The sequence below is a fragment of the Pseudomonas qingdaonensis genome (assembly GCF_018398475.1).
Classification (GTDB): Bacteria; Pseudomonadota; Gammaproteobacteria; order Pseudomonadales; family Pseudomonadaceae; genus Aquipseudomonas; species Aquipseudomonas palmensis.
In genome coordinates, this window is sequence record NZ_CP074676.1 from 4,774,124 (window position 1) to 4,797,631 (window position 23,508).

Here is a 23,508-nt window from a genome sequence, read left to right on the forward strand (position 1 = left end):
GTACTGTAGGACGTGTTCGAAATAATTGCCACGCAAAAACAGTGCCTGGCAGCAGGCGACCATGGTTGGCCGCACTGGCGCGTGTACCGGCAGGCGATGCGCGCTATACTGCCGCGCCTTTTTGCGTCGGCCACTGCGTGTCGGCGCGCCTTGAAAGGTCATTGCGACGCCTCGGCCCGTGAACGTCGCGATACCTTAATGAATGTTCCCGTCTTTAAGAGGAGCGCGCTGCATGACCGTGATCAAGCAAGACGACCTGATTCAGAGCGTTGCCGACGCCCTGCAGTTCATTTCGTACTACCACCCCGTCGATTTCATCCAGGCCATGCACGAGGCCTACCTGCGTGAAGAGTCGCCGGCTGCGCGCGACTCCATCGCGCAGATCCTGATCAACTCGCGCATGTGCGCCACCGGCCACCGGCCGATCTGCCAGGACACCGGTATCGTCACCGTGTTCGTGCGCGTCGGCATGGACGTGCGCTGGGATGGCGCGACCATGAGCCTGGACGACATGATCAACGAAGGCGTGCGTCGCGCCTACAACCTGCCCGAGAACGTGCTGCGCGCCTCGATCCTGGCCGACCCGGCAGGTGCCCGCAAGAACACCAAGGACAACACCCCGGCCGTGATCCACTACTCGATCGTCCCTGGCGACAAGGTCGAGGTGGATGTCGCGGCCAAGGGCGGCGGTTCGGAAAACAAGTCGAAGATGGCCATGCTCAACCCGTCCGACTCGATCGTCGACTGGGTGCTCAAGACCGTTCCGACCATGGGCGCCGGCTGGTGCCCGCCGGGCATGCTCGGCATCGGTATCGGCGGTACTGCCGAGAAGGCCGCGGTGATGGCCAAGGAAGTGTTGATGGAGTCCATCGACATCCACGAGCTCAAGGCCCGTGGCCCGCAGAACCGCATCGAAGAGATCCGCCTGGAACTGTTCGAGAAGGTCAACCAGCTGGGCATCGGCGCCCAGGGCCTGGGCGGCCTGACCACCGTGCTCGACGTCAAGATCATGGACTACCCGACCCACGCGGCCTCGTTGCCGGTGTGCATGATCCCCAACTGCGCAGCCACCCGTCACGCGCACTTCGTGCTCGATGGTTCCGGCCCTGCAGAGCTGGAAGCACCGTCGCTGGACGCCTACCCGGAAATCGTCTGGGAAGCCGGCCCGTCGGCCCGTCGCGTCAACCTCGACACCCTGACCCCGGAAGACGTGCAGAGCTGGAAGCCGGGCGAGACCATCCTGCTCAACGGCAAGATGCTGACCGGCCGCGACGCCGCGCACAAGCGCATGGTCGAGATGCTCAACCGTGGCGAAGAGCTGCCAGTGGACCTCAAGGGCCGCTTCATCTACTACGTCGGCCCGGTTGATCCGGTGCGCGAAGAAGTGGTTGGCCCGGCAGGCCCGACCACCGCAACGCGGATGGACAAGTTCACCCGTCAGATCCTGGAGCAGACCGGCCTGCTGGGCATGATCGGCAAGTCCGAGCGCGGCCCGACCGCCATCGACGCGATCAAGGACAACAAGGCCGTGTACCTGATGGCCGTGGGTGGCGCTGCCTACCTGGTGGCTCAGGCGATCAAGAAATCCAAGGTGCTGGCATTTGCCGAACTGGGGATGGAAGCGATCTACGAGTTCGACGTGAAAGACATGCCGGTGACCGTTGCGGTCGACAGCAATGGCGAGTCGGTGCACATCACCGGGCCTGCGCTGTGGCAGAGCAAGATCGCGCAAAGCCTGGCAGTGGAAGTGAAGTAAGCGCCAGCGCTACAAGCTGAAAGCGGCAAGGGAGTGATCCCTTGCCGCTTTTTTGTTGCCTGTACCGGCCTCTTCGCCGGCACGCCAGCGAAGGCTTTCAGAGGGTAATGCGCGTCCCCAGCAACCCCAGGAACCCCGCCAGCCACGCCGGGTGCGCAGGCCAGGCCGGCGCACTGGCCAGGTTGCCCTGCACATGCGCCGCCGTCACCTCGATCTCGACGTAACGCCCACCCGCCAGGCGCACCTCCGGCGCACACGCCGGGTACGCACTGCACTCGCGCCCCTCCAGCACCCCGGCCGCCGCCAGCAGTTGCGCCCCATGGCACACCGCCGCAATCGGCTTGCCCGCCTGGTCGATGGCGCGCACCAGTTGCAGCACCTCTTCATTCAGGCGCAGGTACTCCGGCGCACGCCCGCCCGGGATCACCAGCGCGTCGTAGTCTTCGGCACGCACCTGGGCGAAATCGAAGTTCAGGCCAAAGTTGTGCCCCGGCTTCTCGCTGTAGGTCTGGTCGCCCTCGAAGTCATGGATGGCGGTACGTACCGACTGCCCGGCCGACTTGCCCGGGCACACCGCATGCACCGTGTGGCCAACCATCTGCAGCGCCTGGAACGGCACCATCACTTCATAGTCTTCGACGTAATCGCCGACCAGCATGAGAATCTTTTTCGCTGCCATTTCGTCAACTCCTTCTGATGCGGGGGAAAATCGAAAGAACCTCAGTCGCGCCGGTCCAGCAGGTTGACCACCACCCGGTCCAGCCAGCCCCAGATACGCTGTTTCACACGCCGCCACAGCGGCCGCGCCTGCCAGTCGTCCAGGTCGACCTGGCGGCTCAGGGCAAAGTCGCGCTCGAAGCTCGCCACCACGTCGGCGGTCAGTTGCGGGTCGATGGCCTCGACGTTGGCCTCAAGGTTGAAACGCAGGTTCCAGTGGTCGAAATTGCATGAGCCAATGCTCACCCAGTCGTCCACCAGCACCATCTTCAGGTGCAGGAAGCATGGCTGGTATTCGAATATCTTCACCCCTGCCCGCAGCAGGCGCGGGTAATAGCGATGACCGGCATAGCGTACCGAAGGATGGTCGGTACGCGGGCCGGTCAGCAGCAGGCGCACATCGATGCCCAGCGCGGCCGCGCGGCGCAAAGCCCGGCGCACCTTCCAGGTGGGCAGAAAATACGGCGTGGCCAGCCAGATACGACGCTTGCCGCTGATCAGCGCACGCACCAGCGACTGCAGGATGTCGCGGTGCTGGCGGGCGTCGGCATAGGCCACCCGGCCCAGGCCCGGGCCTGCAACCGGCACCCGCGGCAGGTGCGCCAGGCCGAAATGGGTGGGTGGGCGCCACGCGGTGCGGCGCAGGTTGGAACGCCACTGGCGATCGAACAGCATCTGCCAGTCGGCCACCAGCGGCCCCTGCATCTGCACCATCACCTCGTGCCATTCGCTGACCGGCTCGCCCGGTGTCCAGAACTGGTCAGTGACCCCGGTACCGCCGACCACCGCCCAGGCCTGGTCCACCAGCAGCAGCTTGCGGTGGTCGCGGTACAGGTTGCGCAGCCCCCGGCGCCAACGCAGGCGGTTGTACCAGCGCAACTCAACGCCGGCGCCCAGCAGGCGCTGACGCAGGCTCAAGGTAAAGGCCAGCGAGCCGTAGTCATCGAACAGGCAGCGTACCCGCACGCCGCGCTCGGCGGCCTGCACCAGCGCCTGCACCATGGCCTCGGCACACGCCCCGGCCTCGACCAGGTACAGCTCCAGGTCGACCTGGTGCTCGGCACCCATGATCGTCTGCAGCATGCGCGGGAAGAACTGCGGGCCGTCGATCAGCAGTTCGAACTGGTTGCCGGCACGCCATGGAAACACCGGCCCGGCCATTTCAGCGCGCCGTGAAGATCAGTACCGCACCCACCGGCACCGACAGGTTGATCGACTGCAGCCCGGCGAGCTTCTGCAACGTCTTGAGGCCGGGCAGCAGGTCGAAGTGATCGGCGCTCAGTACCAGCGGCTCCAGGGTCACCACCTGGAAACGCCGCTCATCGAGCCGGGTGGCGAGCAGCTGCGCGTTGTAGCTGTGGGTCTTGCCGTGCAGGTTGACGGTCACCGGCAGGCGCAGTTCGACCTGGGCACCATTGGCCAGGTCGTTGATCGGACGCAGGTCGATCTGCGCCTGGATGGTCGCGTCGGGGTATTTGGCCACCTCGAACAGGTCGTTGCGCATGCGCTCGTCACGCAGCGGGATGCCGCTGCTGACCGAGTCCATCTCGATCTGCAGCTCGGCCGCACCCTTGCGATCGACCTTGCCATGCAGCACCAGAAAGCGATGCACCTCGGACACGTTGCCGTTCTTGCTGGTGATGAACGACAGGCGCGACGATTCGCCGTCCAGGTGCCAGTTGGCCTGGGCAGGCAGGCTCGCCAGGGCCAGCAGGGCGAGAGCGATTCGGGGCAGGCTGAACATGCAGGTTCCTGAAAGCGTAAAGCCGCCAACATTACCCGCCTGCCCGCACGGCAGCAAGCGACAGCCTGTGGCCATGCGGGCAGCCCGGCAACCTCAGGCCAGCCCGCTGCCGGCCCATGCCTTGGCCAGGCGCCTGGCCCGCGCCGCGCTGGCGATCTGCAGGATGCCCTGGTCGCGCTGCCACAGCTCGGCCCAGGGCCCCGGCGTGCTCGTCAGCGCCTGGTCGAGCTCGCCGCTCAGTTGCGAGAACTGCGCGAACAGGCCGCCCCGCAACAGGTGGAACGCCGCCGAATCGGCGCATTGCCGGCTGCCTTCGGCACACCCGGCCAGCAGCCCGATCAGGCGCAGCAAAAGCCCCTGCGGCCAGGCATTGGCGCGGCCTACCCCGTACAGCCAGGCGCTCAGGGCGCTCAGCACGTACAGGTCTTCCAGCGAGCGGAACGGCTTGACGTAGGCATCCCAGCCGTCACCGGCCAGGCGTTCGCACAGGGCCTGTTCAAGGTGCAGGCGGGCATGCCCGACCTCAGGCATCAACGGCAGGCTCGGCAAGGGCTCCACGCGCACACCGGGCTCCCCCGGGTACACCACCGCCAGGCTCAGCCGAGGCGCCTGGCCCGGTGCTTCGCAGCGCGCCGCCACCAGCAGCCAGTCGGCGTCCGGCCCGGCGGTGACGAAGTCCTTGCTGCCGCTCAGGCGCAGCGTGTCGAGCGCCAGGCGCATGCCCATGTCGGCGGCGCGCACGCTGCGCCGCTCACTCGCACACAGGGCGCCGAGGCCCGCCGGAGCGCTGGGCCACAGCACGCGCAAGGCGGCCTGGTAGCCCACCAGAAACGCCAGCCCCGGGGTCGGCATGGCTTGCCCGCCCAGCACTGCCAGCTCGAACGGGCTGACCGTGCCCAGCTGCTCCAGCAGGCTGGCGTAGGTGTCACCCAGGTTACCGGTTGCCAAGGGCGGAATGGGGTCGTTGAGTCGCTGCAGCCAGGCCATCGGCGTGCTCCTTGAGGGCTGTCATACAAGCATCACCAAAGCTTCATGGGGGTGACACCGCGTCTACCTAGGCTGAGCTTGCACAACATAGTCGACCGGCCGCAACCCCATGGCTGGCTTATGGAGACTCGCAATGACCCTGACTGCATGCCCTGGCGACACCCGTAACGAACGCCGTCTGCAGGCCGAGCGCCTGGTCGGCCCCGCCGCGCTGCACGAAGCCCAGGCATTGCGCTTTCGCGTGTTCAGCAGCGAATTCAAGGCCAGGCTCAAAGGCGCCGAACACGGGCTGGACATGGACGACTACGACATCCACTGCCAGCACATCGGCGTACGCGACCTCAACAGCGGGCACCTGGTGGCCACCACCCGCCTGCTCGACCACCAGGCCGCCAGCAGCCTGGGGCGCTTCTACAGCGAAGAGGAGTTCAGCCTGCATGGCCTGGGCCATCTGCAGGGCCCCATCCTTGAACTGGGGCGCACCTGCGTCGACCCGGCCTACCGCAACGGCGGCACCATCGCGGTGCTGTGGGGCGAGCTTGCCGAGGTACTCAACGAGGGCCGCTACAGCTACCTGATGGGTTGCGCCAGCATCCCCATGCAGGACGGCGGCGTGCAGGCCCACGCGATCATGCAACGCCTGCGCGAGCGCTACCTGTGCACCGAGCACCTGCGCGCCGAACCGAAGAACCCGCTGCCCAGCCTGGCACTGCCCGGCAACGTCATCGCCGAGATGCCGCCGCTGCTCAAGGCCTACATGCGCCTGGGTGCCAAGATCTGCGGCGAGCCGTGCTGGGACGAAGACTTCCAGGTGGCCGACGTGTTCATCCTGCTCAAGCGCGACGAGCTGTGCCCACGCTACGCCCGCCACTTCAAGGCGGCGGTGTGATGCAACGCCTGCGCGTGTATGCGCGAATCGTCCGGGTGCTGCTGGTGGTGCTGTTCGGGCTGGGCATGGCCAGCCTGTTCAGCCTGTACGAGCGCCTGCACCTGAGTACTCCCGACGACCGCCGCCAGCGCTGGTCGCAACTGTTCATGGCCCGGCTTGCCCGGGCCTTGCCGTTCAAGGTCACGGTGATCGGCAACCGCCCGCAGCAACCGATGCTGTGGGTCAGCAACCACGTGTCGTGGACCGACATCCCGCTGCTGGGCATGCTCGCGCCGATGTCGTTCCTGTCCAAGGCCGAGGTGCGCCAGTGGCCGGTGGCCGGCTGGCTCGCGCTCAAGGCCGGCACCCTGTTCATCCGCCGCGGCGGCGGCGACAGCCAGCTGCTGCGCCAGCAGATCGCGCGCCACCTGCAACGGGCCTGCCCGGTGCTGATCTTCCCCGAAGGCACCACCACCGACGGGCGCAGCCTGCGCACCTTCCACGGGCGCCTGCTGGCCAGCGCGATCGACACCGCCACGCCCGTGCAACCGGTGGCCGTGCGCTACCTGCGGGGCGGCAAGCCCGACCCCATTGCGCCGTTCGTGGGCGATGACGACCTGCTCTCGCACCTGCTGCGCCTGTTTGCCCACGACTGTGGCGAGGTGCAGATCCACCTGCTGGCCCCCATCCAGAGCGCCGGCCAGGAACGTGCGGCACTGGCGTTCAATGCCCAGCTGGCGATCCACACGGCGCTGTTCGGCGCCCAGCCGGTGGCCCAGCCTCAGCGCCGCGCCAAGGCGGCCTGAGCGTCGGCCGCAAAGCCCTGCAGTTCGGGGTAGAAGTGGCGAAAGTCTTCCATCAGCGGGCCGTACAGCGCCTGTACCTCCTGCATCGCGCCTGCCATACCCTCGGGGCGTGACAGGCGCCGGGCGATACCGTTGAACACCTGTTCGAGCACCGCGAACTCGCGGTACGAGCCCAACCAGTCGTCCGCCGCCATGTACGGCGCAATCTGCGCCAGGCGCCCGGGCAGCTCGGGCTCGGCCGCCAGCACCTGGTACACGCGCCCGGTGAACTGGCTCAGTGGCTGCCGGGCATAGTCGTGCCAGTGCAGCGCCAGGCAGTGGTCGAAAAACACATCGAGAATGATCCCGGCATAACGGCGCCGCTCACGCGGAAAACGCGCCAGCGCCGCCAATACCCGCGGGTGGCTGTCGGTGTACACGTCGATCTGGCGGTGCAGGCGGATGGCGGCTTCCAGCGGCTGGGCAAAGCGCCCCTGCAACGGCCCCTTGACGAAGTCGCCGTACAGGCTGCCGAGCAGTTGTTCGGGCTGCTGGCCGCCCAGGTGAAGGTGTGCGAGGTAGTTCATAGGCCGCAGTCTAGCACCGCTTGCCCGCTTGAATATCGTTATAACCCGATATAGCGATTCATGCGCACGCCAGAACCAAATCATATTTGTATATCGCGAAATACCGATTTATATTTCGCCCCATCGCGATATAACGCTATACCCACCACGAGCCCACCCATGCCTCTTGATCTCGACGAAATAATAAAAGCCCTGGCCCACCCAGTACGGCGAGAAATCCTGAACTGGTTGAAAGACCCGCAAGCCTGCTTCCCTGACCAGCACCACAGCACCGAACACGGTGTGTGCGCCGGGCAGATCGACCAACGCTGCGGCCTGTCGCAGTCCACGGTCTCGGCCCACCTGGCCACCTTGCAGCGCGCGGGGCTGATCAGCAGCCAGAAGATTGGCCAGTGGCACTTCTTCAAACGCAACGAGGAAACCATCCAGGCCTTCCTCCAGCAGATGAGCCAAGAGCTCTGACAAGGACCTTGCAATGCCCCTTTCGCTGTTGATCCTGGCGCTGAGCGCCTTCGCCATCGGTACCACCGAGTTCGTCATCATGGGCCTGCTGCCGGATGTGGCAAGCGACCTGAGTGTGTCGATCCCCGGTGCCGGCTGGCTGGTGACCGGCTACGCGCTGGGCGTGGCCATCGGCGCGCCGTTCATGGCCCTGGCCACCGCCCGGCTGCCGCGCAAGGCCGCACTGGTGGCGCTGATGGGGGTATTCATCATCGGCAACCTGCTGTGCGCCCTGGCCACCGACTACAACGTGCTGATGTTTGCCCGCGTGGTCACCGCGCTGTGCCACGGCGCCTTCTTCGGCATCGGTTCGGTGGTGGCGGCCAACCTGGTTCCGGCCAACCGCCGCGCCTCGGCCGTGGCGCTGATGTTCACCGGCCTGACCCTGGCCAACGTGCTGGGCGTGCCACTGGGTACCGCGCTGGGCCAGGTGTACGGCTGGCGCTCGACGTTCTGGGCAGTGACCGTGATCGGCGTGATCGCGCTGATCGGCCTGATCCGCTTCCTGCCGATCAAGCGCGACGAAGAGAAACTCGACATGCGTGCCGAGCTGGCTGCGCTCAAGGGCGCCGGCATCTGGCTGTCGCTGTCGATGACCGTGCTGTTCTCGGCCTCGATGTTCGCCCTGTTCACCTATGTGGCGCCGTTGCTGGGTGATGTCACCGGCGTGTCGCCGCGCGGCGTGACCTGGACCCTGCTGCTGATCGGCCTGGGCCTGACCCTGGGCAACATCCTGGGCGGCAAGCTGGCCGATCGTCGCCTGGCCGCCACCCTGATGGGCGTGTTCGCCGCCATGGCGGTCATCTCCACCGCGCTGAGCTGGACCAGTACCGCGCTGATTCCGGCCGAGATCACCCTGTTCCTCTGGGCCACCGCCGCGTTCGCCGCCGTGCCGGCCCTGCAGGTCAACGTGGTGAGCTTCGGCAAGGCGGCACCGAACCTGGTGTCGACCCTGAACATCGGTGCCTTCAACCTGGGCAATGCGCTGGGCGCCTGGGTCGGCGGCACCGTGATCGACCAGGGCCTGGGCCTGACCCGCGTGCCCCTGGCGGCAGCGGCGCTGGCCGTGCTGGCCCTGATCGTCACCCTTATCACATTCAGCCAGGGCGGCAACAACGCCGACCTGGCACCTGCCACTCACTGATTGCCACGAGGTTCACGCACATGACAACGCTATTCGACCCGATCACCCTTGGCGACCTCGAGTTGCCCAACCGCATCATCATGGCCCCGCTGACCCGCTGCCGGGCCGACGAAGGCCGCGTACCCAACGCGCTGATGGCCGAGTACTACGTACAGCGCGCCAGCGCCGGGCTGATTCTCAGCGAGGCCACCTCGGTGACCCCGCTGGGCGTGGGCTACCCCGACACACCGGGCATCTGGAGCAACGACCAGGTGCGTGGCTGGACCAACGTGACCAAGGCGCTGCACGGTGCTGGCGGGCGCATCTTCCTGCAACTGTGGCACGTGGGACGCATCTCGCACCCGCTGTACCTGAACGGCGAAACGCCGGTTGCGCCGAGCGCGGTGCAGCCCAAGGGGCATGTGAGCCTGGTGCGCCCGATCACCGAATTCGTCACCCCGCGCGCGCTGGAAACCGAGGAAATCGCCGACATCATCGAGGCCTACCGCGTCGGTGCCGAGAACGCCAAGGCGGCCGGCTTCGACGGTGTGGAGCTGCATGCGGCCAACGGCTACCTGATCGACCAGTTCCTGCAGAGCAGCACCAACCAGCGCACCGACGAATACGGCGGCTCGCTGGAGAACCGTGCACGGCTGCTGCTGGAAGCGACCGATGCGCTCATCGACGTGTGGGGCGCGCAGCGCGTGGGCGTGCACCTGTCGCCACGGGCCGACCTGCACGACATGGGCGATGCCAACCTGACCGAGACGTTCACCTACGTGGCGCGGGAGCTCGGCAAACGTGGCATCGCCTTCATCTGTGCGCGTGAGCGAGTGGCCGAAGACAGCATCGGGCCGTTGCTCAAAGAGGCGTTTGGCGGGCCGTACATCGCCAACGAACGCTTCGACAAGGCCAGTGCGAATGCTGCCATTGCCAACGGCACGGCCGATGCGGTGGCCTTCGGCGTGCCGTTCATTGCCAACCCCGACCTGCCGGCACGGCTGCAAGCGGATGCACCGCTGAACGAGCCACGGCCTGACACGTTCTACTCCAAGGGCCCGGTCGGGTACATCGATTACCCGGTGATGTAAGCGTCGGCTCTGTCGCGGGTCAAGCCCGCTCCCACAAGGGTATCGGTGGTGTGCAGACAGCCACTGTACCGGTGGGAGCGGGCTTGACCCGCGATAGCTTCACAGCGGATCAGGGCTTGGCGTTGATCTGCCGTTGCAGGTTCTGCACCTGGCTCTGCAAGGTGGTGATGTTGCGGGTCACCTGCCCGCGAAACGCATCGAACTCCGCCGTCGAGGCACCCGCCCCGGCAGCCGCCGCCGGGCGATTCTCCTGCTCGCTCTTGAGCACGATCAGGTCCTGTTCCAGGCGCTGGATCGCCGCCCCCGGATCCCCCTGCTTCTTCAATGCGGCAATCTCCGTCGACAGGCTCTTGAGCTGCGCATCGACCTTGCCGGTATCAGCCTGCGCCGCCTTCACCGCCGCCAGCTCCGTGGCCACGGCCTTGAGTTGCGCCTGCAACTGGGCATTGGTCGCCTGCTGCTCGCCAACCTGCGCCAGGGCCTGCTCCAGCCGCTTGCCCAGGTCACCCTGCTGCCCGGCTACGCCCTGCTGCTGCTTGCTCTGCTCGGCGAGGCTGGCCTGCAACTGCTTTATCTGCAGCTTCAGTGCCTCGCTGCCGGTGCTGACGCTCGACTCGCTGGCCGCCACCTTGCCGCTGATGTCCTGCAGGCGCCCGGCAGCTTCTTCACTGATGCGCGCAAAGCTTTCCTGGGTGGCCACCAGTTGCTGCTCCATCAGCGAAATCTGCTGGAAGCTCCACCAGCCAAGCCCGGCCAGGGCGATGAACGAAGCGCCCACCAGCGCCCACAACGGCCCGGTGGCCGCCGGCTTGCGCGGTTTGCCGCGCACGGCGGCCACCCGTGCACCTGGCGCCGGGGCAAAGTCGTCATCATCGCGACCGCCGGCCTTGAGGCTGGGTACATTATCGAAATCGTCGTGAGCATCGTTGCGCATGGATCAACCGCCGTGAGTGCAAATGAGCGCCAGTATAAGTCAGTGGCCGCCGTGCTGGGCCTTCCACCAGCCGCAGAATTCATCCAGCGCCGCCCACAGGCTGACCTGCGGGCGGTAGTCCAGCTGCTGGCGGGCGCGGCTGATGTCCAGGGTGAAATCCTTGTTCATCACCTGCACCGCCAGGCGCGACAGGGTCGGTTGCGGACGGCCCGGCCACAGCAGGCAGGCCCCCTCGTTCAGCGCGCCCAGGCTGTAGGCCAGGCCACTGGAGCGGTAGCGCGTGACCTGGGGCAGATCCATGCGCCGCATCACGTAATTGATCACGTCCCACAGCGGCAGCGGGTGGCCGTTGCTGATGTTGTAGGCCTGCCCGAGCGCGTCGTTGCCAGCCAGCACCGCGTTGATCAGCGCCTCGTTGAGGTTCTGCACGCTGGTGAAGTCGACCTTGTTCAAGCCGTTGCCGATGATCGCCAGACGGCGTTTCTGCTGCATCTTGAGCAGGCGCGGGAAGATGCTCACATCCCCTGCCCCGGTGACGAAGCGCGGGCGCAGGGCCAGCACTTCCAGGCCGAACTCCTGGGCACCGAAAACCTTCTGCTCGGCCAGGTACTTGGTGGTCGCGTAGGCATCGTGCAGGCGCCGCGGCACCTGCTCTTCGGTCACCCCCAGGCGCGAGCGCCCGTTCCAGTAGATCGACGGCGAGGACAGGTGCACCAGGCGACGAACGTGTTCCTTCAGGCACGCCTCCACCACGTTCTCGGTGACCACCACGTTGCCCTGGTGAAAGTCCTGGTAGCGTCCCCAGTTGCCCACCGCACCGGCGCAGTGCACCACGGTTTCGACGCCCTGGCAGACCCGCCGGGCCAACTCCGGGTCGCCCAGGTCCCCCGGAATGAACTGGGCGCCGCGGCGCACCAGGTGCTCGACGCCTTCGGCCCGCCGGCCATTGACCCGTACCTCCATGCCCTGCTCCAGGGCAAAGCGTGCAAAGCGCCCGCCAATGAAGCCGCTTGCGCCGGTGACCAGAATTCGCATGAAGCACTCCGCCTACTTGTTTGCAGATGATGCAGACGCCGGCAAACCCGACCACGGCACCAACCAACTGCTGGCGCTGCGCCGCAGGTGGTCGGTGAGTTGGCCGAGCAATTGCCCGCCATTGCGCCAATGATGCCAGTACAGCGGCACATCGATCGGCTTATCCGCCAGAATTTCCACCAGTTGCCCGCTGGCCAGTTGCGCCTGGGCCTGCAATTCGGGCACCAGGCCCCAACCCACGCCGGCCTCGGTCATGCGCAGAAAGCCCTCCGAAGACGGGCACAGGTGATGCAGGAATGCACCATCGATACCCAGCGACACCAGGTAGCGATGCTGCAGAAAATCGTCCGGGCCGAACACCACGGCCGGGGTGCGGGCCAGACGCGCCACCTCTACCCCCTGGGGAAAGTGGCGCGCCATGAAGTCGGGGCTGGCCAGCGCACGGTAGCGCATGGCGCCGAGCAGCTCGCTGCGCGCCCCGGCAACCGGTCGCTCGCTGGCGCACAGGCAGGCCGCCACTTCGCCGGCGCGCATGCGCTTGAGGCCCACCTCCTGGTCTTCCACCACCAGCTCCAGCAGCACCCGCTCCTGTGCACAGAACGCCCCGACCGCCGCCGCCCACCAGGTGGCCAGGCTGTCGGCGTTGAGCGCTACCCGCAGACGCTCGGGCTGGCCGCCATCGTCCAGCGCCGGCACCTGATGCTGCAGGTCGCGCTCGAGCAGGCGCACCTGCTGTACATGGTTGAGCAGGCGCTTGCCGATCTCGGTGGGCGCTGGCGGCGCGGCACGTACCAGCACCGGCTGGCCGACGCGCGCCTCCAGCAGCTTGATGCGTTGCGAAATGGCCGATTGCGACAGCCCGAGCAACTGTGCGCCCCGCTCGAAACCGCCCTGCTCGATCACCGCCGCCAGGGCGGAAAGCAACTTGTAGTCGAACATCAGTTCCCCTAATGCCGGATGAGGTTTATTGGTTTTTCTTATACGCCCACTGCCCGCACAATAGCCAGCGATCCCCCCTGTATTTTCGGCAGCCCGTGTGGCTGCTTCGCGGAGCACCTCCCATGTGGCAAAGCTACCTCAACGGCCTGCTGGTCGCCTTCGGGCTGATCATGGCCATCGGCACCCAGAACGCCTTCGTGCTGGCGCAGAGCCTGCGCCGTGAGCACCACCTGCCGGTGGCGGCACTGTGCGTGTTCTGTGATGCGGTGCTGGTGGCGCTTGGCGTGTTCGGTCTGGCCACGGTGCTGGCGCAGAACCCGACTCTGCTGGCGGTCGCGCGCTGGGGTGGGGTGGTGTTTCTGCTGTGGTATGGCAGCAAGGCGCTGATCCGCGCCTGCTCCAGCCAGAGCCTGGAGCAGGGCGAGGGCCTGGGTCAGCGTTCGCGTCGCGCGGTGTTGCTCAGTGCCCTGGCGGTGACCCTGCTCAACCCCCACGTGTACCTGGATACCGTGTTGCTGATCGGCTCGCTGGGTGCGCAGCAAAGCGTGCCAGGTGCCTACGTGGCGGGTGCGGCCAGTGCCTCGCTGCTGTGGTTCTTCACCCTGGCGCTGGGTGCGGCCTGGTTGGCGCCGTGGCTGGCCCGGCCTGGCACCTGGCGCCTGCTGGACCTGATGGTGGCGGTGATGATGTTTGCGGTGGCGTTGCAACTGGCGCTGGGCTGACCCGTTCGTCAGGTGTCGGCAAAGGCTCTGGAACCTCTATTCCATACACTTGTTGCGTGGTTTAGGTCAGGGCCCGGTGCTATGATCCCGAATCTGCGTCGCAAAGAGTAAAAACTCGCCGATGCATTCCGGCCGCCCGTGATCGGCCTTGCGCTCACCGCAACAGACCTGATTAGGAGAATCACCATGGCTTTTGAATTGCCGCCGCTGCCTTACGCACACGATGCCCTGCAGCCGCACATTTCCAAGGAAACCCTGGAATACCACCACGACAAGCACCACAACACCTACGTCGTGAACCTGAACAACCTGGTGCCAGGCACCGAGTTCGAAGGCAAGACCCTGGAAGAGATCGTCAAGACTTCTTCGGGCGGTATCTTCAACAACGCCGCTCAGGTCTGGAACCACACCTTCTACTGGAACTGCCTGGCGCCAAACGCTGGTGGCCAGCCTACCGGTTCGCTGGCTGAAGCCATCAACGCCGCGTTCGGTTCGTTCGACAAGTTCAAGGAAGAGTTCACCAAGACGTCGGTTGGCACCTTCGGTTCCGGTTGGGGCTGGCTGGTCAAGAAAGCTGACGGCTCCCTGGCGCTGGCCAGCACCATCGGTGCCGGCAACCCGCTGACCAGCGGTGACACCCCGCTGCTGACCTGCGACGTGTGGGAGCATGCCTACTACATCGACTACCGTAACGTGCGTCCGAAGTATGTCGAGGCGTTCTGGAACCTGGTCAACTGGAAGTTCGTGGCTGAGCAGTTCGAAGGCAAGACCTTCACTGCATAAGTGCTGCTTCTGAAAAAACCCGGCTCAGGCCGGGTTTTTTTATGCCGAAAAAGCGGCAAAGAGCAAAACCCCACCCACCAACCTTTTTTAACCAATTTCACCAACACCCTCTCTTGCTGCCCCCCCATACCGCGCTAACATCAATCGTTGGGAAACTTGTCGTACATCGCTCAAGTCGCAAGGCCGGGCAACCGATACAGTGACCGCTGGATCATGAATCCTGCCAACGGCCGATAGTGGATTGCCACAGATGATGGCAAAATGATGCCATGCGCATGGATTAAGGAAACCCCATTGAAGCTGGAACTCAAAAACAGCTTGTCGGTCAAGTTGCTCAGAGTGGTCCTGCTCTCGGCACTGGCCGTGGGCGTGGTACTCAGCTGTGCGCAGATCGTCTTCGATGCCTACAAGACCCGCCAGGCTGTCGCCAACGACGCCCAGCGAATCCTCGACATGTTCCGCGACCCTTCCACCCAGGCCGTATACAGCCTGGACCGCGAAATGGGCATGCAGGTCATCGAGGGGCTGTTCCAGGATGAGTCCGTGCGCATGGCCTCCATCGGTCACCCCAACGAAACCATGCTGGCAGAAAAGTCGCGCCCTCTGCAGGAACTGCCGACCCGCTGGCTCACCGACCTGATCCTCGGCCAGGAACGCACCTACACCACCCAGCTCGTCGGCCGCGCGCCCTACAGCGAATACTACGGCGACCTGAGCATCACCCTCGATACCGGCGCCTACGGCCAGGGCTTCGTGGTCAATTCGGTGATCATCTTCATTGCCGGCGTGCTCCGCGCCCTGGCCATGGGGCTGGTGCTGTACCTGGTCTATCACTGGCTGCTGACCAAGCCACTGTCCAAGCTCATCGAGAACCTCACTCAGATCAACCCCGACCGCCCCAGCCAGCATCAGCTGCCGCTGCTCAAGGGCCACGAGAAGAACGAACTCGGTCTGTGGGTGAACACCGCCAACCAACTGCTGGCGTCCATCGAACGCAATACCCACCTGCGCCACGAGGCCGAGAACAGCCTGCTGCGCATGGCCCAGTACGACTTTCTCACCGGCCTGCCCAACCGCCAGCAACTGCAACAGCAACTGGACAAGATCCTGGTCGATGCCGGGCGCCTGCAGCGCCGGGTTGCGGTGCTGTGCGTAGGCCTGGACGACTTCAAGGGCATCAACGAACAATTCAGCTACCAGGCCGGCGACCAGTTGCTGCTGGCCCTGGCCGACCGCCTGCGTGCCCACAGCGGTCGCCTGGGTGCCCTCGCCCGCCTGGGCGGCGACCAGTTCGCGCTGGTGCAGGCCGACATCGAACAACCCTACGAGGCTGCCGAGCTGGCCCAGAGCATTCTCGATGACCTGGAAGCGCCATTCGCCCTGGACCATCAGGAGATCCGACTGCGCGCCACCATCGGCATCACCCTGTTCCCCGAAGACGGCGACAGCACCGAGAAGCTGCTGCAAAAGGCCGAACAGACCATGACCCTGGCCAAGAGCCGTTCGCGCAACCGCTATCAGTTCTACATCGCCAGCGTCGACAGCGAGATGCGCCGGCGCCGCGAGCTGGAAAAGGACCTGCGCGAAGCCCTGCCGCGCAATCAGCTGTACCTGGTTTACCAACCGCAGATCAGCTACCGCGACCACCGCGTGGTGGGCGTCGAGGCGCTGCTGCGCTGGCAGCACCCGGAGCTGGGCATGGTTCCGCCCGATCAGTTCATACCGCTGGCCGAACAGAACGGCAACATCATCGTGATCGGCGAATGGGTGCTCGACCAGGCCTGCCGGCAACTGCGCGAATGGCACGACCAGGGCTTCAGCGACCTGCGCATGGCAGTCAACCTGTCGACCGTGCAACTGCACCACAGCGAGCTGCCCCGGGTGGTCAACAACCTGCTGCAGATCTACCGCCTGCCGCCGCGCAGCCTGGAACTGGAAGTGACCGAGACCGGCCTGATGGAAGACATCAGCACTGCCGCCCAGCACCTGCTGAGCCTGCGCCGCTCCGGCGCGCTGATCGCGATCGACGACTTCGGCACCGGCTACTCCTCGCTCAGCTACCTCAAGTCGCTGCCGCTGGACAAGATCAAGATCGACAAGAGCTTCGTGCAGGACCTGCTCGACGATGACGACGACGCCACCATCGTTCGCGCGATCATCCAGCTGGGCAAGAGCCTGGGCATGCAGGTGATCGCCGAGGGCGTGGAAACCGCCGAGCAGGAAGCCTACATCATTGCCCAGGGCTGTCATGAAGGTCAGGGCTACCACTACAGCAAGCCGCTGCCAGCACGCGAGCTGACCGCCTTCCTCAAAGCAGCGCAACGCAACCAGGTATCGATTCTGTGAGTGACGCTGCCGCCAAGGGCAGCGTGAACAGCATTTGAATTTTTACGTGGCAACCTCTTTACAGAAAATGCATATCTTTCGCATTATGTTGCACCTTTGCGTGCGGCTGCACGCCTGTTCAACCTCTCGACGCAGGAATAGCCCATGATTCGTATGCCTCTGGCCACCGCCAGTCTGCTGGCCATTGCCATCTCCCTCGCCGGCTGCGGCGATGACAAGGACAAGGCCGCCGCACCACAGGCCGCCGCACCTGCTGCCGCCAGCACCACCCAGGCGTCCGGGGCCGTCGACGAAGCCGCCGCCCAGGCGGTGGTCAAGCACTACGCCGAGATGGTGTATGCCGTGTACAGCGACTCGCTGAGCACCGCCAAGACCCTGCAGACCGCAGTCGATGCCTTCCTTGCCAAGCCCGACGCCGACACCCTGGCCGCCGCCAGGACTGCCTGGGTAGCCGCCCGTGTACCGTACCTGCAGAGCGAAGTGTTCCGCTTCGGCAACACCATCATCGACGACTGGGAAGGTCAGGTGAACGCCTGGCCGCTGGACGAAGGCCTGATCGACTACGTCGACAAGAGCTATGAACACGCCCTGGGCAACCCGGCCGCCACCGCCAACATCATCGCCAACACCGAGATCCAGGTGGGCGAAGACAAGGTCGACGTCAAGGACCTGACCCCCGAGAAGCTGGCCAGCCTGAACGAGCTGGGCGGTTCGGAAGCCAACGTCGCCACCGGCTACCACGCCATCGAATTCCTGCTGTGGGGCCAGGACCTCAACGGCACCGGCCCGGGCGCCGGCAACCGCCCTGCCTCGGACTACCTGCAAGGCGAAGGCGCCACCGGCGGTCACAACGAGCGTCGTCGTGCCTACCTCAAGGCCGTGACCCAGCTGCTGGTCAACGACCTGGAAGAAATGGTCGGCAACTGGAAGCCGGCAGTGGCCGACAACTATCGCGCCACCCTGGAGGCAGAACCTGTCGCCAACGGCCTGCGCAAGATGCTGTTCGGCATGGGCAGCCTGTCGCTGGGCGAACTGGCGGGCGAGCGCATGAAGGTCTCGCTGGAAGCCAACTCGCCTGAGGACGAGCAGGACTGCTTCAGCGACAACACCCACTACTCGCACTTCTACGACGCCAAGGGTATCCGCAACGTCTACCTGGGCGAGTACACCCGCACCGACGGCACCAAGCTGAGCGGCCCGAGCCTGTCGTCGCTGGTGGCCAAGGTCGATCCGGCCACCGACAACACCCTGAAGGCCGATCTGGAAGCCACCGAGGCGAAGATCCAGGTGATGGTCGACCACGCCCTCAAGGGTGAGCACTACGACCAGTTGATCGCTGCCGACAACGCTGCGGGCAACCAGATCGTGCGTGACGCCATCGCCGCGCTGGTCAAGCAGACCGGTGCCATCGAACAGGCTGCGGGCAAACTGGGCATCACCGACCTGAACCCGGACACCGCTGACCACGAGTTCTGAGTGGTAGCGTGCTGAAACAGAGGCGGCCTTCGGGTCGCCTTTTTTTGTGGGACCTCTTCGCTGGAAGCTGAAGCAGATTTCATCCAGCAAACGCAAATCCCTCTTATTCATATCCCCCGCGCCTGCTAAGCTTGCACGCCGGTTTTACGCTAGCCATTCAGGATTCTCGATGCCCGCTCCGCTTCACCGCGCCCTTTCCCTGCTGCTGGCCCTGGCCCTGAGCGCCTGTGACGACGCCCCGCGTTTCACCAAGGCCGAACCTGGCGAGGCGCGTGCCGGTGGCAGCACCACCGTGAACAAGCGCGACCGCAACGCCTACTCCATGCCCTCGGCCAACCTCACCCCGAGCCAGCGCCTGGACTTCAGCGTGGGCAACAGCTTCTTCCGCAGCCCGTGGGTGATCGCCCCGTCCACCACCACCGCACGCGATGGCCTGGGCCCGCTGTTCAACACCAACGCCTGCCAGAACTGTCATATTCGCGACGGGCGCGGGCACCCGCCCGCAGAGGGCGCCAAAAACGCGGTATCGATGCTGGTGCGCCTGTCGATCCCCGACCAGCCCGAATACGCCAAGGTGATCGAGCAACTGGGCATCGTGCCCGAGCCGGTCTATGGCGGGCAGTTGCAGGACATGGCCGTGCCCGGCGTGGCCCCCGAGGGCAAGGTGCGGGTCAGCTACACCCCGGTGAACGTCACCTTCAAGGACGGCACCCAGGTCGAACTGCGCAAGCCGCAGCTGCAGATCACCCAGCTTGGCTACGGCCCGATGCACCCCGACACACGCTTCTCGGCACGCGTCGCGCCGCCGATGATCGGCCTGGGCCTGCTCGAGGCCATCCCTGATGAGGCCATCCTGGCCAACGCCGACCCCGAGGGGCGCAACGGCACCGGCATTCGTGGCCGGCCCAACCTGGTATGGGACGACGCCCAGGGCAAGCAGGTACTTGGCCGCTTCGGCTGGAAGGCCGGGCAACCCAACCTCAACCAGCAGAACGCCCATGCGTTCTCCAGCGACATGGGCCTGACCAGCAGCCTGGTGCCGCGCGACGACTGCACCCCGGCGCAGCTCGATTGCCTGGCCCAGCCCAATCGCAACGGCGCCGATGGCGAGCAGGAGGTCAGCGACAACATCCTGCGCCTGGTGCTGTTCTACACCCGCAACCTGGCGGTGCCGGTACGCAAGGACGTCGATTCGCCCCAGGTGCTGGCTGGCAAGAACCTGTTCTTCCAGGCCGGCTGCCAGGGCTGCCACACCCCCACATTCACCACCTCGGCCAATGCCGCCGAACCGGAGCTGGCCAACCAGACCATCCGCCCCTACAGCGACCTGTTGCTGCACGACATGGGCCCGGGGCTGGCCGACAACCGCAGCGAATTCGCCGCCGGTGGCCAGGACTGGCGCACCGCGCCGCTGTGGGGCATCGGCCTGAACCAGACCGTCAGTGGCCATACCCAGTTTCTGCATGACGGGCGCGCCCGCAACCTGCTCGAGGCCGTGCTCTGGCACGGCGGCGAAGCCGAGCCTGCGCGCCAGCACGTCTTGACCTTCAATGCCGAGCAACGCGACGCGTTGCTGGCGTTCCTGAACTCACTCTAGAGAAGGAGCCGGACATGTTCCGTCCCAAGCTGTTGTTCACCAGCCTCGCCGCCATCGCCCTGGGCGCCTGCTCGCCGCAGGACCCGCAGGCCGTGACCTCTGCCGCGATCGCCAAGCAGGTGATCCTGCCGACCTACAGCCGCTGGGTCGAAGCCGACCGCCAGCTGGCCGTCAGCGCCCTGGCCTTCTGCGAAGGCAAGGCCGACCTGGCCACCGCACGCGCCGACTTCCTGCACGCACAAAAAGCCTGGGCCGAGTTGCAACCGCTGCTGATCGGCCCGCTGGCCGAGGGCAACCGCGCCTGGCAGGTGCAGTTCTGGCCCGACAAGAAGAACCTGGTGGGCCGTCAGGTCGAGCAACTGGTCAACGGCGACAAGCCGGTGGATGCCGAGACCGTGGCCAAGTCCAGCGTCGTGGTGCGCGGCCTGTCGGCCTACGAGTACATCCTGTTCGACAGCAAGCCGGACGTCGCCACCGCCGAACAGAAGGCCCGTTATTGCCCGCTGCTGGTGGCCATCGGCGAACACCAGAAGAACCTCGCCGAAGAGATCCTCAAAGGCTGGAACAGCACCGACGGCATGCTGGCGCAGATGACCAAGTTCCCCAACCAGCGCTACGCCGACTCCCATGAGGCGATCGCCGACCTGCTGCGCGCCCAGGTCACCGCGCTGGACACCCTGAAGAAGAAGCTCGGCACGCCGATGGGTCGCCTGAGCAAGGGCATCCCGCAGCCGCTGCAGGCTGAAGCCTGGCGCAGCCACTCCTCGCTCAAGAGCCTGGAAGCCAGCCTGATCGCCGCCCAGACCGTGTGGGTCGGGGTCGACAACCAGGGCCTGCGCGGCCTGCTGGGCAAGGACCAGAAGGCCCTGGCCGACAAGATCGACGCGGCCTATGCTGATGCCCTCAAGCAACTGAAGGCGATCGACCGGCCCCTGGGCGAAATGCTCCAGGACGATGCCGGCCGCGAGCAACTGAACGCCTTCTACGACAGCCTGAACGTGGTTCACCGCCTGCATGAAGGTGAACTGGCCAAGGCGCTGAACATCCAGCTGGGCTTCAATGCCAACGACGGTGACTGATCATGTTGCGACGCCAGGCCCTCAAACTCGGTAGCGTGCTGCTCAGCGCCCTGACCCTGGGTGGCTGGACCCTGTGGCGCAGCAAGGGCCAGCAGCCGCTGCTGCTGTCGGCCCGTGACGATGCCGACGGCAAGCACTATGCCGTGGGCTATCGCCTGGACGGCACCCAGGTGTTCGCCACCCAGGTCGGCCTGCGCTGCCACGACATCATCAACCACCCCGAGCGGCCGATCGCGCTGTTCGTGGCGCGCCGCCCCGGCACCGAGAGCTACCTGATCGACCTGCGCGACGGGCGTCTGCTGCAGACCCTGGCCTCGCAGCCGAACCGGCACTTCTATGGCCACGCGGTGATCCACAAGGGCGGCGAATGGCTGTACGCCACCGAGAACGACACCACCGATCCGGGCCGTGGCGTGCTGGGTGTGTACCGCTTCGAAGGCGAACGCCTGGCCCATCATTCGGAAATCCCGACCCACGGCATCGGCCCGCACCAGGTGTCGTGGCTGCCTGACGGCGAGACCCTGGTGGTGGCCAATGGCGGTATCCGCACCGAAGCCGAGAGCCGGGTGGAGATGAACCTGGATGCGATGCAGCCCAGCCTGGTGCTGATGCAGCGCGACGGCACCCTGCTGAGCAAGGAAACCCTGAGCCAGCAGATGAACAGCGTGCGCCACCTGGCGATTGCCGACGACGGCACCGTGCTGGCGTGCCAGCAGTTCATGGGCGGCTCGGAAGAAACCGCCGAATTGCTGGCGATCAAGCGTCCGGGGCAGCCGTTCGTGGCCTTCCCGGTGCCGGAGCGCCAGTTGCAGTCCATGGCCCAGTACACCGCCAGCGTGGCGGTGCACAGCGAGCTGCGACTGGTGGCGATGACCGCGCCACGGGCCAACCGCCTGTTCATCTGGGACCTGGACAGTGCCGAGGTGAAGCTGGATGCGCCGATGCCGGACTGCGCGGGCGTGGGCGCAGTGGCCGATGGCTTTGTGGTGACCTCCGGGCAAGGGCGATGCCGGCTGTACGACTGCCGCAAGGCAGCGCTGGTGGGGCAACCGCTGCAACTGCCTTCGGGGTTGTGGGACAACCATCTGCACCTGATCTGATATAGCAATCGCGGGTCAAGCCCGCTCCCACAGGGAACACCTGGAACCTTGTGGGAGCGGGCTTGACCCGCGATGACGTCGGTACAGACAACATAAAATATACCGAACCAGCACACCGCCCCCTGCGCCGCGACCGACTAGACTTGCGCAACAACGCTTCCAGGGAGCTGGTCCATGCTGCGCCGTCGCATGCTCATCATGCTGGGTATCGTCCTGCTGCTGGTGCTGGCCCTGGGCGGCTACAAGGGTTTGTCCATCTACCGCCAGATCCAGCAGTTCTCCGCGCCCAAGCCGCCGGTCAGCGTTGCCGCCGCCGAGGCGCGCGAGCAGCCCTGGCAAAGCCGCCTGCCCGCCGTGGGCAGCCTCAAGGCCCTGCAAGGGGTGGACCTGAGCCTGGAGATCGCCGGCACGGTCAAGGCCCTGCACTTCGAATCCGGCCAGCAGGTCAAGACCGGGCAACTGCTGCTGCAGCTGGACAGCGACGTCGAGACTGCCCTGCTCGGCACCGCCCAGGCCGACCTCGGGCTGGCCCAGGTGGATTATCAGCGAGGCAGCCAGCTGGTCGGCAGCCAGGCCATCTCCAAGGGCGAATTCGACCGCCTGCGCGCCAACTGCTGCGCAACCAGGCGGTAGTGGCGCAACTCAAGGCATCCCTGGCGAAAAAGAGCATCAACGCGCCGTTCACCGCCACCATCGGTATCCGCCAGGTCGACCTGGGCAGCTACCTGGCCAGCGGCACGGTGATCGCCACCCTGCAGGACCTGAGCAGCCTGTATGTCGACTTCTTCGTGCCGGAACAGGCGCTGCCCAACCTCAGCCTCGGCCAGCAGGCGCTGGTCTCGGTGGCCGCCTACCCGCATCGCAGCTTCACCGCCACCCTCAGCGCGATCAACCCCAAGGTCGACGACACCACCCGCAACCTGCAGGTGCGCGCCACCCTGGCCAACCCCGACGGCACGTTGCTGCCGGGCATGTTCGCCAGCCTGCAGGTGTTGCTGCCCAACCCGCGCAACGCGGTGGTGGTGCCGCAGAGCGCCGTCACCTACACCCTCTATGGCAACTCGGTGTATGTCGCCGTGCCGCAAAAGTCCGAAGACGGCAAGGTGCAGACCACGGCCGATGGCCAGCCGCAACTGATCGCCGAGCGGCGCTTCGTCGAGACCGGCGAGCGCCGCGACGGCCTGGTGGTGATCGCCAAGGGCCTCACGCCCGGCGAAACGGTGGTCACCGCCGGCCAGTTGAAGCTGACCCAGGGCGCTGCCGTCACCCTGAGCGCCGACAAGACCCTGCAAGCCGAACCGACCAGCCAGCCCGGCGCCGACTGACCAAGGAACCGCC

Annotated in this window: 21 protein-coding genes and 1 pseudogene; 14 read left to right on the forward strand and 8 right to left on the reverse strand. The window is 65.8% G+C overall.

Going from position 1 to position 23,508, the window contains the following annotated elements; genetic code table 11:
• Positions 1 to 232 precede the first annotated feature (232 nt).
• Positions 233 to 1,756, forward strand: a complete 1,524-nt coding sequence (locus tag KH389_RS21740) for a fumarate hydratase (RefSeq protein ID WP_043862119.1) — start codon at positions 233 to 235, stop codon at positions 1,754 to 1,756.
• A gap of 97 nt (positions 1,757 to 1,853) precedes the next feature.
• Here the strand turns inward: KH389_RS21740 and KH389_RS21745 are convergent, their stop codons facing one another.
• From KH389_RS21745 to KH389_RS21760, 4 genes are all read right to left on the reverse strand, one after another.
• Positions 1,854 to 2,435, reverse strand: coding sequence for a DJ-1/PfpI family protein (locus tag KH389_RS21745; protein ID WP_043862118.1), 582 nt, complete (start codon positions 2,433 to 2,435; stop codon positions 1,854 to 1,856).
• A 41-nt stretch (positions 2,436 to 2,476) separates the two neighbouring features.
• A complete protein-coding gene (locus tag KH389_RS21750; RefSeq protein WP_054914815.1) occupies positions 2,477 to 3,634 on the reverse strand; it encodes a phospholipase D-like domain-containing protein in 1,158 nt (385 codons plus the stop codon).
• Between the two features lies 1 nt (position 3,635).
• A complete protein-coding gene (locus tag KH389_RS21755) occupies positions 3,636 to 4,217 on the reverse strand; it encodes a YceI family protein (protein WP_043862116.1) in 582 nt (193 codons plus the stop codon).
• 93 nt (positions 4,218 to 4,310) lie between these two features.
• Positions 4,311 to 5,204 carry an acyl-CoA dehydrogenase middle domain-containing protein gene (locus KH389_RS21760; RefSeq protein ID WP_213606236.1) on the reverse strand — a complete coding sequence of 298 codons (894 nt, stop codon included), beginning with the start codon at positions 5,202 to 5,204 and terminating at the stop codon, positions 4,311 to 4,313.
• A gap of 133 nt (positions 5,205 to 5,337) precedes the next feature.
• Here KH389_RS21760 and olsB point away from each other — a divergent pair, with 133 nt between their 5' ends.
• Positions 5,338 to 6,093 carry an L-ornithine N(alpha)-acyltransferase gene (gene olsB, locus KH389_RS21765; RefSeq protein ID WP_043862114.1) on the forward strand — a complete coding sequence of 252 codons (756 nt, stop codon included), beginning with the start codon at positions 5,338 to 5,340 and terminating at the stop codon, positions 6,091 to 6,093.
• Entirely contained in the window at positions 6,093 to 6,878 is a 786-nt protein-coding gene (locus KH389_RS21770) for a lysophospholipid acyltransferase family protein (protein ID WP_043862113.1), read from the forward strand. Before olsB ends, KH389_RS21770 begins: the two co-directional genes overlap by 1 nt.
• Here KH389_RS21770 and KH389_RS21775 read toward each other — a convergent pair.
• The gene (locus tag KH389_RS21775) at positions 6,854 to 7,444 is read right to left on the reverse strand and encodes an acyl carrier protein phosphodiesterase (protein WP_043862112.1); all 591 of its coding nucleotides are present in this window, start codon (positions 7,442 to 7,444) and stop codon (positions 6,854 to 6,856) included. The genes KH389_RS21770 and KH389_RS21775 overlap by 25 nt on opposite strands.
• Positions 7,445 to 7,603: 159 nt before the next feature.
• Between KH389_RS21775 and KH389_RS21780 the strand changes: the two genes are divergently transcribed.
• The 3 genes from KH389_RS21780 to KH389_RS21790 are packed head-to-tail and all read left to right on the forward strand — an operon-like array spanning position 7,604 to position 10,159.
• Positions 7,604 to 7,906, forward strand: coding sequence for an ArsR/SmtB family transcription factor (locus KH389_RS21780; protein ID WP_043862111.1), 303 nt, complete (start codon positions 7,604 to 7,606; stop codon positions 7,904 to 7,906).
• Positions 7,907 to 7,919: 13 nt separating this feature from the next.
• Complete coding sequence (locus tag KH389_RS21785; RefSeq protein ID WP_213606237.1) at positions 7,920 to 9,089, forward strand: MFS transporter; 1,170 nt, start codon at positions 7,920 to 7,922, stop codon at positions 9,087 to 9,089.
• A 20-nt stretch (positions 9,090 to 9,109) separates the two neighbouring features.
• On the forward strand, positions 9,110 to 10,159 hold the full coding sequence (locus KH389_RS21790; protein ID WP_043862109.1) for an alkene reductase: 1,050 nt from the start codon (positions 9,110 to 9,112) through the stop codon (positions 10,157 to 10,159).
• A gap of 109 nt (positions 10,160 to 10,268) precedes the next feature.
• Here KH389_RS21790 and KH389_RS21795 read toward each other — a convergent pair whose 3' ends face one another.
• From KH389_RS21795 to KH389_RS21805, 3 genes are read right to left on the reverse strand one after another with little or no spacing between them, the layout of a single operon-like run.
• A complete protein-coding gene (locus KH389_RS21795; RefSeq protein ID WP_213606238.1) occupies positions 10,269 to 11,093 on the reverse strand; it encodes a coiled-coil domain-containing protein in 825 nt (274 codons plus the stop codon).
• 39 nt (positions 11,094 to 11,132) lie between these two features.
• Entirely contained in the window at positions 11,133 to 12,128 is a 996-nt protein-coding gene (locus KH389_RS21800; protein ID WP_058540892.1) for an NAD-dependent epimerase/dehydratase family protein, read from the reverse strand.
• 12 nt (positions 12,129 to 12,140) lie between these two features.
• The gene (locus tag KH389_RS21805) at positions 12,141 to 13,067 is read right to left on the reverse strand and encodes a LysR family transcriptional regulator ArgP (protein ID WP_043862106.1); all 927 of its coding nucleotides are present in this window, start codon (positions 13,065 to 13,067) and stop codon (positions 12,141 to 12,143) included.
• A 122-nt stretch (positions 13,068 to 13,189) separates the two neighbouring features.
• On the opposite strand from KH389_RS21805, the gene KH389_RS21810 reads away from it, so the two are divergent.
• The 8 genes and pseudogenes from KH389_RS21810 (at position 13,190) to KH389_RS21845 (ending at position 23,495) form a co-directional block, all read left to right on the forward strand.
• Positions 13,190 to 13,789 carry a LysE/ArgO family amino acid transporter gene (locus KH389_RS21810; RefSeq protein ID WP_043862105.1) on the forward strand — a complete coding sequence of 200 codons (600 nt, stop codon included), beginning with the start codon at positions 13,190 to 13,192 and terminating at the stop codon, positions 13,787 to 13,789.
• 186 nt (positions 13,790 to 13,975) lie between these two features.
• Positions 13,976 to 14,572 (forward strand): superoxide dismutase, encoded by a 597-nt coding sequence (locus KH389_RS21815; RefSeq protein WP_054914821.1) that lies wholly within the window; start codon positions 13,976 to 13,978, stop codon positions 14,570 to 14,572.
• A gap of 264 nt (positions 14,573 to 14,836) precedes the next feature.
• Positions 14,837 to 16,918: a putative bifunctional diguanylate cyclase/phosphodiesterase gene (locus KH389_RS21820; protein ID WP_370409116.1), complete on the forward strand. Its 2,082-nt coding sequence runs from the start codon at positions 14,837 to 14,839 to the stop codon at positions 16,916 to 16,918.
• Positions 16,919 to 17,062: 144 nt separating this feature from the next.
• Positions 17,063 to 18,394, forward strand: a complete 1,332-nt coding sequence (locus KH389_RS21825) for an imelysin family protein (protein WP_043862102.1) — start codon at positions 17,063 to 17,065, stop codon at positions 18,392 to 18,394.
• 169 nt (positions 18,395 to 18,563) lie between these two features.
• Positions 18,564 to 19,991, forward strand: a complete 1,428-nt coding sequence (locus KH389_RS21830) for a di-heme oxidoreductase family protein (protein ID WP_213606239.1) — start codon at positions 18,564 to 18,566, stop codon at positions 19,989 to 19,991.
• A 14-nt stretch (positions 19,992 to 20,005) separates the two neighbouring features.
• Positions 20,006 to 21,070, forward strand: a complete 1,065-nt coding sequence (locus KH389_RS21835) for an imelysin family protein (protein ID WP_043862100.1) — start codon at positions 20,006 to 20,008, stop codon at positions 21,068 to 21,070.
• A 2-nt stretch (positions 21,071 to 21,072) separates the two neighbouring features.
• Positions 21,073 to 22,170, forward strand: coding sequence for a DUF1513 domain-containing protein (locus KH389_RS21840; protein ID WP_078479534.1), 1,098 nt, complete (start codon positions 21,073 to 21,075; stop codon positions 22,168 to 22,170).
• A 174-nt stretch (positions 22,171 to 22,344) separates the two neighbouring features.
• Positions 22,345 to 23,495: pseudogene (locus KH389_RS21845) on the forward strand (efflux RND transporter periplasmic adaptor subunit).
• The last annotated feature ends 13 nt before the right edge of the window (positions 23,496 to 23,508 follow it).

What these genes read in the sequence shown, in the direction of transcription:
- KH389_RS21815 (WP_054914821.1), top strand. Translation starts at nt 13,976, where the DNA reads ATGGCTTTTGAATTGCCGCCGCTGCCTTACGCACACGATGCCCTGCAG.
- KH389_RS21790 (WP_043862109.1), top strand. Translation starts at nt 9,110, where the DNA reads ATGACAACGCTATTCGACCCGATCACCCTTGGCGACCTCGAGTTGCCC.
- KH389_RS21830 (WP_213606239.1), top strand. Translation starts at nt 18,564, where the DNA reads ATGCCCGCTCCGCTTCACCGCGCCCTTTCCCTGCTGCTGGCCCTGGCC.
- KH389_RS21775 (WP_043862112.1), bottom strand. Translation starts at nt 7,444, where the DNA reads ATGAACTACCTCGCACACCTTCACCTGGGCGGCCAGCAGCCCGAACAA.
- KH389_RS21780 (WP_043862111.1), top strand. Translation starts at nt 7,604, where the DNA reads ATGCCTCTTGATCTCGACGAAATAATAAAAGCCCTGGCCCACCCAGTA.
- KH389_RS21800 (WP_058540892.1), bottom strand. Translation starts at nt 12,128, where the DNA reads ATGCGAATTCTGGTCACCGGCGCAAGCGGCTTCATTGGCGGGCGCTTT.
- KH389_RS21770 (WP_043862113.1), top strand. Translation starts at nt 6,093, where the DNA reads ATGCAACGCCTGCGCGTGTATGCGCGAATCGTCCGGGTGCTGCTGGTG.
- KH389_RS21755 (WP_043862116.1), bottom strand. Translation starts at nt 4,217, where the DNA reads ATGTTCAGCCTGCCCCGAATCGCTCTCGCCCTGCTGGCCCTGGCGAGC.
- KH389_RS21810 (WP_043862105.1), top strand. Translation starts at nt 13,190, where the DNA reads ATGTGGCAAAGCTACCTCAACGGCCTGCTGGTCGCCTTCGGGCTGATC.
- KH389_RS21835 (WP_043862100.1), top strand. Translation starts at nt 20,006, where the DNA reads ATGTTCCGTCCCAAGCTGTTGTTCACCAGCCTCGCCGCCATCGCCCTG.
- olsB (WP_043862114.1), top strand. Translation starts at nt 5,338, where the DNA reads ATGACCCTGACTGCATGCCCTGGCGACACCCGTAACGAACGCCGTCTG.
- KH389_RS21840 (WP_078479534.1), top strand. Translation starts at nt 21,073, where the DNA reads ATGTTGCGACGCCAGGCCCTCAAACTCGGTAGCGTGCTGCTCAGCGCC.
- KH389_RS21740 (WP_043862119.1), top strand. Translation starts at nt 233, where the DNA reads ATGACCGTGATCAAGCAAGACGACCTGATTCAGAGCGTTGCCGACGCC.
- KH389_RS21785 (WP_213606237.1), top strand. Translation starts at nt 7,920, where the DNA reads ATGCCCCTTTCGCTGTTGATCCTGGCGCTGAGCGCCTTCGCCATCGGT.
- KH389_RS21825 (WP_043862102.1), top strand. Translation starts at nt 17,063, where the DNA reads ATGATTCGTATGCCTCTGGCCACCGCCAGTCTGCTGGCCATTGCCATC.
- KH389_RS21795 (WP_213606238.1), bottom strand. Translation starts at nt 11,093, where the DNA reads ATGCGCAACGATGCTCACGACGATTTCGATAATGTACCCAGCCTCAAG.
- KH389_RS21760 (WP_213606236.1), bottom strand. Translation starts at nt 5,204, where the DNA reads ATGGCCTGGCTGCAGCGACTCAACGACCCCATTCCGCCCTTGGCAACC.
- KH389_RS21745 (WP_043862118.1), bottom strand. Translation starts at nt 2,435, where the DNA reads ATGGCAGCGAAAAAGATTCTCATGCTGGTCGGCGATTACGTCGAAGAC.
- KH389_RS21750 (WP_054914815.1), bottom strand. Translation starts at nt 3,634, where the DNA reads ATGGCCGGGCCGGTGTTTCCATGGCGTGCCGGCAACCAGTTCGAACTG.
- KH389_RS21805 (WP_043862106.1), bottom strand. Translation starts at nt 13,067, where the DNA reads ATGTTCGACTACAAGTTGCTTTCCGCCCTGGCGGCGGTGATCGAGCAG.
- KH389_RS21820 (WP_370409116.1), top strand. Translation starts at nt 14,837, where the DNA reads ATGCCATGCGCATGGATTAAGGAAACCCCATTGAAGCTGGAACTCAAA.